General features: G+C 64.6%; 6 protein-coding genes. All 6 read left to right on the top strand.

The window, feature by feature from the left end:
- The first annotated feature begins 81 nt into the window (after positions 1 to 81).
- The 6 genes from glyQ to ACVOLZ_RS03300 all read left to right on the top strand — a co-directional run bounded on the left by glyQ (position 82) and on the right by ACVOLZ_RS03300 (position 12,448).
- On the top strand, positions 82 to 993 hold the full coding sequence (gene glyQ / locus ACVOLZ_RS03325; protein WP_481515020.1) for a glycine--tRNA ligase subunit alpha: 912 nt from the start codon (positions 82 to 84) through the stop codon (positions 991 to 993).
- Positions 990 to 3,062: a glycine--tRNA ligase subunit beta gene (gene glyS, locus ACVOLZ_RS03320; protein WP_481515019.1), complete on the top strand. Its 2,073-nt coding sequence runs from the start codon at positions 990 to 992 to the stop codon at positions 3,060 to 3,062. The genes glyQ and glyS overlap by 4 nt, the downstream gene beginning before the upstream one ends.
- 256 nt (positions 3,063 to 3,318) lie before the next feature.
- Positions 3,319 to 5,118: an autotransporter assembly complex protein TamA gene (locus ACVOLZ_RS03315; protein WP_481515018.1), complete on the top strand. Its 1,800-nt coding sequence runs from the start codon at positions 3,319 to 3,321 to the stop codon at positions 5,116 to 5,118.
- Entirely contained in the window at positions 5,115 to 8,975 is a 3,861-nt protein-coding gene (locus ACVOLZ_RS03310) for a translocation/assembly module TamB domain-containing protein (protein WP_481515017.1), read from the top strand. The genes ACVOLZ_RS03315 and ACVOLZ_RS03310 overlap by 4 nt, the downstream gene beginning before the upstream one ends.
- Before the next feature lie 445 nt (positions 8,976 to 9,420).
- Positions 9,421 to 11,568, top strand: a complete 2,148-nt coding sequence (locus ACVOLZ_RS03305) for a S46 family peptidase (protein ID WP_481515016.1) — start codon at positions 9,421 to 9,423, stop codon at positions 11,566 to 11,568.
- 145 nt (positions 11,569 to 11,713) lie between these two features.
- Positions 11,714 to 12,448, top strand: a complete 735-nt coding sequence (locus ACVOLZ_RS03300; RefSeq protein ID WP_481515015.1) for a winged helix-turn-helix domain-containing protein — start codon at positions 11,714 to 11,716, stop codon at positions 12,446 to 12,448.
- Positions 12,449 to 12,507 lie beyond the last annotated feature (59 nt).

Genomic DNA, 12,507 nt, shown 5'->3' with positions numbered 1-12,507 from the left:
CCACCCCAAACCCCTTGCTGGCGCGGCCATCGCGCGGTCGGTCGCTATACTAACGCACCCCTTACGTACGGCTCAGGCAGCATGTCCGCGACTCCCCCCGTTTCGATTACCTTCCAGGGACTGATCCAGACCCTCAATGATTTCTGGGCGAAACAGGGCTGTGTCTTGATCCAGCCGCTGGACCTGGAGGTCGGTGCCGGCACCTTCCATCCGGCCACCTTCCTGCGCTCGATCGGCCCGGAAAGCTGGAATGCCGCCTACGTACAGCCCTCGCGCCGTCCCACCGATGGCCGCTACGGCGAAAACCCCAACCGTCTGCAGCGCTACTACCAGTACCAGGTGGCGATGAAGCCGAGCCCGGACAACATCCAGCAGCTGTACCTGGATTCGCTCAAGGCGCTGGGTATCGACCCGCTGGTGCATGACCTGCGCTTCGTCGAGGACAACTGGGAATCGCCGACCCTGGGCGCCTGGGGCCTGGGCTGGGAAATCTGGCTCAACGGCATGGAAGTCACCCAGTTCACCTACTTCCAGCAGGCCGGTGGCCTGGAGTGCAAGCCGGTGATGGGCGAAATCACCTACGGCCTGGAGCGGCTCTGCATGTACCTGCAGAACTGCGACAACGTCTACGACCTGATCTGGACCTACGGCCCGGACGGCACCCCGGTCACTTACGGCGATGTCTACCTGCAGAACGAGGTAGAGCAGAGCACCTACAACTTCGAGTACGCCGACGTGGAAGAAATGTTCCATCGCTTCGACGCCTGCGAGAAGGAAGCGCAGAAGCTGGTGGAAGCCGGCCTGCCGCTCCCGGCCTATGAACAGGTCTGCAAGGCTTCGCATTCGTTCAACCTGCTCGACGCACGCCGCGCCATCTCGGTGACCGAGCGCCAGCGTTACATCCTGCGCGTGCGCGCGCTGGCCCAGGCGGTGGCCAAGCTGTACGAGGCCAAGCGCCTCGAAGCGGTCGCAGCGAAGGAGGTGCAGGCATGAGCATGCAGCCGCTGCTGATCGAACTGGGCGTGGAAGAGCTGCCGGTCAAGGCGCTGCCGGGCCTGGCGCAGGCGTTCTTCGATGGCGTGATCGATGGCCTGGCCAAGCGTGGCGTGGCCTTTGAGCGTGGCGATGCCAAGCCGCTGTCGACCCCGCGTCGCCTCGCGGTGCTGTTGCCGGGCGTGGAAACCGAACAACCCGAGCAGCATTCGGAAGTGTTCGGCCCGTACCTGAACATCGCGCTGGACGCCAATGGCGAGCCGACCAAGGCGCTGCAGGGTTTCGCCGCCAAGGCCGGCATCGACTGGACCGCGCTGGAGCGCACCACCGACGCCAAGGGCGAGCGTTTCGTGCTGCGCTCGGTGACCCCGGGCGCGCAGACCGCCAGCCTGCTGCCGGAGATCCTGCGCGAAGCCATCGCCGCCATGCCGATCCCCAAGCCGATGCGCTGGGGCAATCACGAATACGCCTTCGCCCGCCCGGTGCATTGGCTGGTGCTGCTGCACGGCAACGACATCGTGCCGGCCGAACTGCTGGGCCTGACGTCCGACCGTTTCAGCCGTGGCCACCGTTTCATGGCCGACAAGCAGGTGTGGCTGAGCAATCCGGCGGACTATGTTGAATCGCTGAAGGCCGCCAACGTGCTGGTCGATGCCGACGCGCGCCGCGAGCGCATCGTCGCCGAGGTCAACGCTGCCGCCGCCCAGGCCGGCGGCGTGGCTCGTATCACTGACGACAACCTGGAGCAGGTGGTCAACCTGGTCGAATGGCCTGCGGCGGTGCTGTGCAGCTTCGAGCGCGAATTCCTGGCCGTGCCGCAGGAAGCGTTGATCGAGACGATGGAGATCAACCAGAAGTTCTTCCCGGTGTTGGATGGCGGCGGCAAGCTGACCGAGAAATTCATCGGTATTGCCAATATCGAATCCAAGGACGTGGCCGAGGTTTCCAAGGGCTACGAGCGCGTCATCCGTCCGCGCTTCTCCGATGCCAAGTTCTTCTTCGACGAAGACCTCAAGCAGGGGCTGGTGGGCATGGGCGATGGCCTGAAGACCGTCACCTACCAGGCCAAGCTGGGCAGCGTCGCCGACAAGGTGCAGCGCGTCAGCGTGCTGGCGCAGATCATCGCGCCGCAGGTCGGTGCCGATCCGGTTCACGCCAAGCGTGCCGCCGAGCTGGCCAAGAACGACCTGCAGTCGCGCATGGTCAACGAGTTCCCGGAACTGCAGGGTATTGCTGGCCGTCACTACGCTGTTGCCGGTGGCGAATCGCCGTCGGTGGCGCTGGCCATCGACGAGAGCTACCAGCCGCGCTTCGCCGCCGATGACATCGCACTGTCGCCGCTGGGCAAGGTGCTGGCCATTGCCGAGCGCCTGGACACGCTGGCCGGTGGTTTTGCCGCTGGCCTGAAGCCGACCGGCAACAAGGACCCATTCGCGCTGCGTCGTAATGCCTTGGGTCTGGCTCGCAGCATCATCGAGTCGGGTTTTGACCTGGATCTGCCGGCATTGTTGGCTTCGGCCAATGCGGGCCTTGCCGAGCGCAGTGTGCAGGCCGATGCGGGCGAGCTCTACGACTTCATCATCGACCGCCTGAAGGGCTATTACGCCGACAAGGGCGTGCCGGCCACCCACTTCAACGCCGTCGCCGAGCTGCACGTGGCTTCGCTGTACGACTTCGACCGCCGCATCGATGCCATCGGCACCTTTGCCCAGCTGCCGGAAGCCGAAGCACTGGCTGCGGCCAACAAGCGCATCCGCAACATCCTGCGCAAGGCTGATGGCGAGATCCCCGGCATGATCGACCCGGCACTGCTGCGTGAGCCGGCTGAGAGCGAACTGGCCGAGGCCGTCACCGCAGCCATTGACGACACCGGCACCGCACTTGCGCACAAGGACTACGTGGCCGTGCTCGGCCGCCTGGCCCGCCTGCGCCCGCAGGTGGACGCGTTCTTCGATGCGGTGATGGTCAATGCCGATGATCTGGCTTTGCGCGGTAACCGGCTGGCGCTGCTGCGCACGCTGGGCGACCGCCTCGGCAGCGTTGCAGCGATCGAGCATCTGTCCAGCTGATCGACCTTGGATGTCTGACCGCAACAGGCCCGCGCAAGCGGGCCTGTTGCGTTGTGGTAGTGCCGAGCCATGCTCGGCAGGGGCATTGCCGGTACAGCTCCTGCCGAACATGGCTCGGCACTACAGAGGGCATCGGTACTGCCCCTGCCGAGCATGGCTCGGCACTACAGGGGTCATCGCTGCCGAGCATGGCTCGGCACTGCCGTAGGCAGCTTCATGACGGGCATGTGATTTTGCCGGTCATGTTCGGACCGGTATGCTGACGCGCATGCAGCTATCTCGAATCACCCCGCTCCTTCTGTTTCTGGCGTCGCTGGCGGCAGCACCCCTCGCCCATGCCCGCGGCACCATCGAAAAAGTCCAGATCAAAGGTCTGGACAAGGGTGACGATGCCGAGATGATCGAAAACATCGAGGTATCGCTGTCGGTCTACGACGCGATCGGCAAGGTGCAGGGTGAATCACGCTTGGAATACCTGCTGTCGCAGGCTGAGCGGCAGACCCGTACGGCGCTGGAGCCGTTCGGCTTCTACAATCCCAAGATCACCGTGGAAGCGCCGCGCACCGGCGATACCCTGCAGGTGCTGATCCAGGTCGACAAGGGTGAGCAGGTCAAGGTTCGCACCCAGGAGCTGGACATCACCGGCCCGGCCTCGCGCGACAAGTACCTGCAGGAAGACATCGAAGCCTTCCACCCCAAGACCGGCGAGGTCTTTGATTCGGTCAGCTACGAGGCCAGCAAGATCACCATCACCCGGCGCCTGGCCGAGCGCGGCTACTTTGATGCCGACTTCACCCAGCGCAAGGTCGAAGTGACCCGCGCCGAGAACGCCGCCGACATCTTCCTCACCTGGGACAGCGGCCGCCGCTACAACATGGGGCCGATCAACTTCGAGCAGGATTATTTCCGCCCGGGTCTGTTCGAGCCACTGGTGTACTGGGAACAAGGCAGTTATTGGCATGAAGGCAAGCTCGATCGCCTGCGCGAGTCGCTGACCAAGCTCGATTACTTCAGCGTCATCGACATCCAGCCGCATCCGGAGCAGGCCGATGACAACGGCGAGGTGCCGGTCAACGTCAAGCTGACCCGCGCCAAGCGCACCATCTACACCGCCGGTCTGAGCTACGGCAGCGAGAGCGGCCCGGGTGTGCGCGGTGGCGTCGATCGCCGCTACGTCAATCGCCGCGGGCACAAGCTCAGCACCCAGCTGGACTACGCGCAGCGGCGCAAGAGCTTCATCACCAGTTACCGCGTGCCCGGCTTCCGCTGGCTGGACGGTTGGTACAGCTTTGCGGTCAGCGCCTATGACGAACAGACCGATTACATCGATCTGCGCAACGTCAAGCTGATCGCCAGCCGCAGCGGCGAAATCAACGAAAACCTGACCGCCCTCGTCTCGATGAATGCCCTGCGCGAACGCTGGCGCTACAGCTCAGGCGACCAGTTCAATGCCGCGGTCTACAACTATTCGACCCTGGTCTACCCGCAGCTCACCGCTGATTACGTCAAGGTTGACGATAAAAGCTTCCCGCGTCGCGGCATCAGCGGCAACGCCACAATGCGTGGCGGCATCGAAGGTGCCGGGTCGGATACCAGTTTCATCCAGGCCGATGCCACCGTGCGCTGGTATATACCGGTAGGCGATGCGGACCGATTGATCCTGCGCGGGCAGGCCGGTACTACCTGGACCAGCGATCTGGTGTCGATGCCGCCAAGCCTGCGCTACTTCGCAGGTGGTGACCGCTCCATCCGCGGTTATGCCTTCCGCGAAGTTGGCCCGCGCACGCCGGCACCGGACAAGTTCGCGCTGGGCGCGAAGAATCTGGCAGTCGGTTCGGTCGAGTACGAGCATTACTTTGGTGGCGGCCCTTGGGGCGGCGCGGTGTTCGTCGATACCGGCAGCGCCTTCGACAACAACATCGACCTGCATACCGGCGTCGGCTTTGGCGTGCGCTGGAAATCACCGGTAGGCCCGGTGCGTATTGATATCGCCCACGGTTTGAACAGCCCCGATTCGCAGTTCCAGCTCTATCTCAACATCGGAGCTGACCTATGAGCCGCCGGCCCGATGATGTGACTCCGGAAGAACGCGAAGCGCGCATCGCCGAGCTGCGTGCCAAGCGCAAGGCGCGGCTGCGCAAGCTGGCCGTGCGCAGCGGCATCACCATCACCGTGCTGGTGTTGCTGGGCTTGTTCGCGTTGTACTGGCTGCTGCAGACCGTGGCCGGGCGCGAGGTGCTGCTGGCGCAGGTAGTGGCGCGCCTGCCCGCCGGTTCATCGCTGACCTGGAGCAAGGCCGAAGGCCCGCTGGCCGGGCCGCTGGTCCTGTACGACCTGGATTTCCGCTACAACGAGCTGCACTTCACCGCCGGCAAGGCCTATCTGGACCCGGATATCCGCCCGCTGCTCGGCCGCAAGCTGCGCCTGGATGCGTTGCGCATCACCGACGCCTCGTTGGAACTCGGTCCGTCGGAAGACAAGCCTTTCGAGCTGCCGAACTGGCCGGATGTGCTGCCCGCCATCGAGTTGCCGCTGGCTTTGCAGGCCGACACCATCGTCATCGATGGCCTGCGCATCACCCAGCTGCAGCAGCCGATCATCGACATCAGCAAGGTCCGTGGTGGGCTTGAAGCTGCCAATGGTGAGTTCACCGCCAACCAGATCAAGGTCAACAGCAACCTCGGCGATTTCCGCATCGACGGCCATTACCTGCCGCGAGAGGACTACGCCACCGACCTGACCGTGCGCGCGCTGATGCCGCCACGCCCGGGCCAGCCCGCTGCGCGGCTGGGTCTGGTCGCACGCGGCAATCTCGCCCATATGGAAGTTGCGGTGGCCGGCTACGCGCCCACGCCGCTGCATGTAAGTTTCATTCTGGATGGCCGCACCGATCCGGTGTGGAACGTCGCCGCGCGCAGTGAACAGCTGGATATCGGCCAACTGGTACCGGCGCAGTTCCTGGCCGAGGCACCGGCACCGCTGGCGCTGGATTTCACCGCGCGTGGTCGCGGCGGTCAGGCGCGGCTGCAGGGCCGGGTGCGCCAGGGTGAAAACGAGCTGGTGCTGGCACCTTCCAATGTCGCCATCGACAAGCAGGTGCTGACGGTCGCGCCGCTGGTTGCCGAAGCCTTCGGCGGCAGCGTGCGCCTGCAGGGCACCGCGGATTTCAGCGATGCACAGAATCCGGGCTTCCGCTTCGCAGTGGTGGCCAATCAACTGACCTACACGCCTGAGCCGGACCCGAGTTCGCCGGACAGCACGCCGGTACCGCTGCACCTGAAGGAAGCGCGACTGGGTGTGGCCGGCAACCTGAAGAACTGGGCCGCCGTTGGCAAAGCTGAGGTGGCGCGCGAAGCGCAGGACGCCAATCTCGATTTCGATGTGCGTGGCAACGACCAGCAAGCGCATATCGAGCTCCTCAAGGCGACCACGCCCGGCGGTGCGCTGGAACTGAAGGGCTCGGCGGCATGGGCACCGGCGCTGGCTTGGGATGTGGACGCAAGCCTGTCCAAGTTTGATCCGGGCTATTTCGCACCGGGCTGGGAAGGCAATCTGTCCGGCTCGCTGGCCTCCAAGGGCAAGCAGCTGCCGGCGGTGGCCGGTAGCAGCGATATGCGCTTCGAGGCGACGCTGGACGTGCCGCAGATCAACGGCACGCTGCGCGGCCGTCGCGTCGATGCGCGCGCCAAGCTCGCGCTGCAGGGCATGCAGGGCGAGGGCAATGTGCGCTTGGTAATGGGCGACAGCCAGATCGAAGCCAAGGGCAAGGTCGGTGATCGTCTGGATGTGGATGCGCGGCTGGAGCCGTTGCACCTGTCCGATCTGCTGCCCGGCGGCACCGGCAGCCTGGCCGGCACCTTGCAGCTGCGCGGCACCCCCAGCCAGCCGGACATCACCGCTGACCTGCGCGGCAATGGCCTGCAATGGGACGACTGGAAGGCGCAGCAGATCAGCGTCAACGGCCGCCTGCCGTGGCAGGGCAACAACGGCGCGTTGCAGATCCACGGCAGTGCGGTCGAAGTCGGCATGCTGCTGGACCAGGTCAACATCAACGCACGTGGCAGCGTGCAGAACCTGCAGCTGGAAGCTGACACCCGCAACGAACTGGGTGCTGTGGCGCTGAGCGGCAGCGTGCGTCAGCAAGGGCAGGCCTGGCGCGGCGAGCTTGCCTCGCTGCGGATCGCACCGGTCAAGGGCGCGCCTTGGCAGCTGCGGCAAGCCGCCGCCTTCAGCGCGCAGGGCAGCAACTTCACCCTGGCCGATGCTTGCATGGGCTCGGACACCGGTGGTGCTTTGTGCATTGCCGCCAACTGGCCGCGCGAAGGCCTGCAGCTGCGTGGTGATGCCTTGCCGCTTGCCCTGGTGCAGCCCTGGCTGCCACCCAACGAAGGCCGCCGCATGTACCTGCGCGGCGAACTCACTCTGGACGGCAACATCCGCCCGCGTGGCAATGCCTGGGAGGGTGGCTTCAAGGTGGCCTCGGCCGAAGGCGGCATCCGCCTCGGCGACAACGCCCGTGGCGAGCTGGTGCGTTACGACAATTTCTCGCTCAACGTCGACATGTTGCCGAACAGCATCAAGGGCTACCTCGGCGTCGGTTTCAAGGGCGACGGCTTCATCGATGCCAAGGTGCAGACCGGCTGGGAGCCCAATGCGGCGCTCACCGGCGAGCTGTACATGAACATCGCGCGGCTGTACTGGTTGGAGCTGTTCTCGCCCGATCTGGTGCGGCCGCAAGGCCTGATCGAAGGCCACGTCAGCCTGCGCGGCACGCGCTCGCAGCCAACCATGGGCGGCGACGCCAAACTCAGCAACTTCACCGGTGAGTTCCCGGCGCTGGGTCTGACCCTGAGCGAAGGCAAGGCCACCTTTGTCGCCCAGCCCGATGGTTCGGCGCGTATCAGCGCATCGACCAAGACCGGCGGCGAAGGCACGCTGCAGGTGGACGGTGGTCTGTCCTGGTTCGGCGATGCACAGCCGCTGCAGCTGCATATCCATGGCGACAAGGTGCTGCTGGCCAATACCAGCGAACTGCGGGTGGTGGCCAACCCGGATCTGGACTTCACCCTGGCCGGCACCGCGATGGAACTGCGTGGCAGTGTGCACGTGCCCGAGGCCGATCTGGACCTTGAGCGTCTGGACCGCGGCACATCGGCATCGGAAGACATCGTGGTGCTGGACCCGGTCGATCCGGAGGAGGGCCCGTCCTCGCCACTGGACATGGACCTGACCGTCAGCCTCGGCGACAAGGTCAAGATGAGTGGCTTCGGCTTGAAGGGCGCGCTGACCGGCCGGATGCAGGTGCGTGCACGCCCGGGCCGCGAGATGACCGCCAACGGCGGCCTGGAAGTCAGCGGCCGCTACAAGGCCTACGGCCAGGACTTGACCATCACCGATGGCCAACTGCTGTGGAACTACGGCGTGGTCTCCGATCCGCGTATCAACATCAAGGCTGAGCGCTCGATTGGCGATGTCACCGCCGGCATCCACGTCACCGGCCGCGCGCAACAGCCGAAGGTGGACGTGTGGTCGGATCCGGCGATGTCGCAATCCGAATCGCTCGCCTATCTGGTGTTGGGGCGCAGCCTGAGCATGGCCAGCAGCGACCAGGCACAGCAGGTCAACGCGGCATCGGCGGCACTGTCGGCCGGTACCGGCCTGCTCGCTGCGCAGGTGGGCGCCAAGCTGGGCCTGGACGATGCTGGCGTCAGCCAATCACGCGCGCTGGGTGGCTCGGTGATCGGCGTGGGCAAGTACATCACGCCCAAGCTCTACATCGGCTATGGCGTCTCGCTGGTCGGCAGCGGCTCGGTGCTGACCTTGAAGTACCTGCTGCGGCGCGGTTTCGACATCGAAGTGGAATCTTCCACGGTTGAAAACCGCGGCTCGGTGAACTGGCGCAAGGAGCGCTGATGGGCAATGTGGATGGCACGGTTGTGGGAGCGGCGTAAGCCGCGAAGCTACCGCTCCGTTCGCAGCCAATAGCGCGTTGCGCTGACCGAAGACCTGGCTATTTGCGAGACCATGCAGCAGTGGCTTCGCGGCTTGCGCCGCTCCTACAAAGCGTCGCGCCCGATGTACCGGCTCAGCGCTGTTTCAACATCAGCCAGCAATCGCGCGCTGGAGAGTGCGCGGGTTTTTGTAGGAGCGGCGTAAGCCGCGAAACCACGGCTCCATCCGCAGCCAACAGCGCATTTGCCACGCCGAAGATCAGCGACAAAGCGAGTTCATGCAGCGCGGGCTTCGCGGCTGACGCCGCTCCTACAAGCGTCGGCGATATTGCGTGACTGCTGGCGGTTGCCGCTCCGAGCGGGGGCCGCTACTGTCCACGCCTGTTCTGTAATTCGTTGGAGTTCCGATGACGCGCAAACCACTTACCGCCGCGCTGGCGCTGGGCATGAGCCTGGCCGCCGCTGCCGCCCACGCCAACGAAGGCATGTGGATGCCCACGCAGCTGCCGGAGCTGGCCAGGACGCTCAAGGAAGCCGGCTTCAAGGGTGACCCGAAGCAGCTGGCCGACGTCACCGCGCCGCCGTTGAGCGCGGTGGTGCGTGTCGGTGGTGGTACTGGTTCGTTCGTCTCCGACGAGGGTTTGCTGCTAACCAATCACCACGTGGCCTATGGCGTCATCCAGTACAACGCCAGCAAGGAGCACAACTTCATCGATGACGGCTTCATCGCCCAGGGGCGCGACGATGAGCGCGCTGCCAATCCCGATTACCGGGTGCTGGTGACGGTGGGTTTCGACAAGGTCACCGATGAGGTACTCAAGGACGCACGTGGCAAGACCGGCCGCGGCTATTACGACGCGGTGGAGAGCGCGCGCAAGCGCATCGTCGCCGACTGCGAGGCCGAAGGCGGCGTGCGTTGCTCGGTGGCCAACATGTACTACGGCAGCGACTTCTACCGCATCCGCCAGCTGGAGCTGACCGACATTCGTCTGGTTTACGCGCCGCCGCGTGCGATCGGCAATTACGGCGATGAAATCGACAATTTCATGTGGCCGCGGCACACCGGCGACTTCACCCTGCTGCGTGCCTACGTCGGCAAGGACGGCAAGCCGGCGCCGTATAGCAAGGACAACGTGCCTTACCATCCGCCCGCACATCTGAAGATGTCGCTGGATGGTCCGAAGGAAGGCGACTACGCGATGCTCGCCGGTTATCCCGGCACCACCTACCGCCTGCGCACTGCCGATGAATTCGCCAGCCAGATCGATACCGTGCTGCCGCGCCGCGTCGAGGTATTCCAGCAGTTGATCGACGTGATCGAGGCGCAGGGCAAGGGCAATGCCGATGCACGCACGCGCTATGCCTCGCAGCTGCAGTCGCTGAAGAACAATCGCAAGCGTGCCGCCGGCGAACTGGAAGGCCTGCTGCGCAGCGATGCCAAGACCCAGCGCGCACAGGACGAGCAGGCGATGCTGGCCAACACCGATGGCAAGTACAAGGCCGATATCGACGCGTTGTTTGCCTCCCTGGCTGAAGACCGTGCGGTCGGCAGCAGCGAGTTCCTGGTGACGCTGATGTCCAGCCAGACCCAGCTGCTGCGTTCTGCGTTGCTGCTGGAACGCCTGCGGGTGGAATCGCTCAAACCCGATGCCGAGCGCGAGGCCGGTTACCAGCAGCGCGACCAGGCTTTGATCGAAGGTGTGCTCAAGCAGGTGCAGCGTCGCTACGACCCGGCCGTCGAAAAAGCACTGCTCACCGCATTGCTGACCCGCTACCAGCAGTTGCCCGATGCGCAGCGCAATTCGCATTACGACAACCTGTTTGGTCGCACGCCGGCTGCGCTGGCCAAGCATCTGGACGAGCTGTACGCACAGACCAAGCTGGGCGATGAAGCGCAGCGCCTGTCGCGTTTCGAGGCCGCACGCAAGGGTGGTTTCATCGAAGCCGACCCGCTGGTGTCGGTGGCCTCGGCTTTGGTGATGGCACAGCTCAGTGCAGAGCGCGACAGCAAGGAACGCGAAGGCGAGCAGCTGCGCCTGCGTCCGTCCTACATGCAGGCCTTGTTTGCTTGGCGCGCAAGCCAGGGCAGGGCGGTATACCCGGATGCCAACAGCACCCTGCGCATCAGCTACGGCAAGGTCGAAGCGCTGCATCCGCGTGATGCGGTCAGCTATTCGCCGGTGACCACGGTGGCCGGCATCGTCGAGAAGAACACCAACACGGTGCCGTTCGACGCGCCCAAGCCGCTGCTGGCAGCGATCGCCAAGGGCGACTTTGGCAGCACTGCCGATCCGGCCTTGAAGACGCAGACGGTGAACTTCCTGACCAACCTGGACACCACCGGCGGCAATTCCGGTTCACCGGTGCTCAACGCCAAGGGTGAGCTGATTGGCCTGAATTTCGATTCCAATTGGGAGTCCGTCAGCGCCAGTTGGTGGTTCGACCCGCGCTACAAGCGTGCCGTGCACGTGGACATGCGCTACCTGCGCTGGCTGTTGGCGAAGGTATACCCGGCCCCCGCATTGCTGCAGGAAATGGGCGTGCCTGCCGAGTAAAGGCTGCGCAATGGGCGTCACGGGAGTGACGCCCATTCCATTCATAAAACGGTCTGTACCCCGTTTCAGCGATAACTGACATTACGCTAGGCTAAAATCCCGGTTATAGGTGGGCTGTCTAACTGACGCCCGACAGGGAGAGTGTGTGGTATCGGATCTGAACTATGCGCCCATGGGCGCAGCCAATCCCACGGCCTTGGCGCCACTGCGTATCTGGATTGTCGGTAACCTGGAGCTGTTGCAGCCACTGTTGCCCTACGGTGCCCAGATCCAGGCACTGGACAGCGTGGAGGCGCTGTACCGCGAGTTGGTGATCATTCCCTGCGACATCGTGGTCATCGACACCACCCGGGTCCGCGCCGGCATGGTCGAGACGGTCGAGCACCTGCGCCGTCGTGATGATCTGGGTGTGGTCCTGTTGGTCGACCCGAATACTCCACAACTGATTGCCGATGGCCTGTGGGCCGGCGCCGACGCCTGCCTGCCGCACCGCCCGGAGCCGGAATTCCTCGCTGCCAAGCTGTACAGCCTGCGCCGGCGCTTGCCGGGTGAGGCGGCGCAGCTGATGGAAGCCGCCGGATCTGGCAGCGACGCCAGCTGGGGGCTGGAATCCGACGGCTGGGACCTGCGCGGGCCCAATGCGCAGGTATTGGCGCTGACCGAGGCCGAACGCGCATTTCTCACTTTGCTGTTCTCATCGCCAGGCGAGACTGTCGCCCGCGAACGCCTGATTGCCGCCCTGACTGACCAGCCCTGGAGCTTTGATCCGCACCGGATTGAAGTGCTGGTACACCGTTTGCGTAACCGCGTGCAGTCGGCCACCGGCTGTACCCTCCCGGTCCGCGCAGTTCGTGGTGCCGGCTACCGTCTTACGGTCTAGGTCACACTTTTTCATTAAGTTGTGATTCACGAAGTTGAAGGCGCGCCGATTCATCTTCG

This window comes from Stenotrophomonas sp. STEN020 (genome assembly GCF_056760195.1).
Note: the sequence above shows the minus strand (reverse complement) of the source record. Positions and strands in the feature narration are given on the sequence as shown.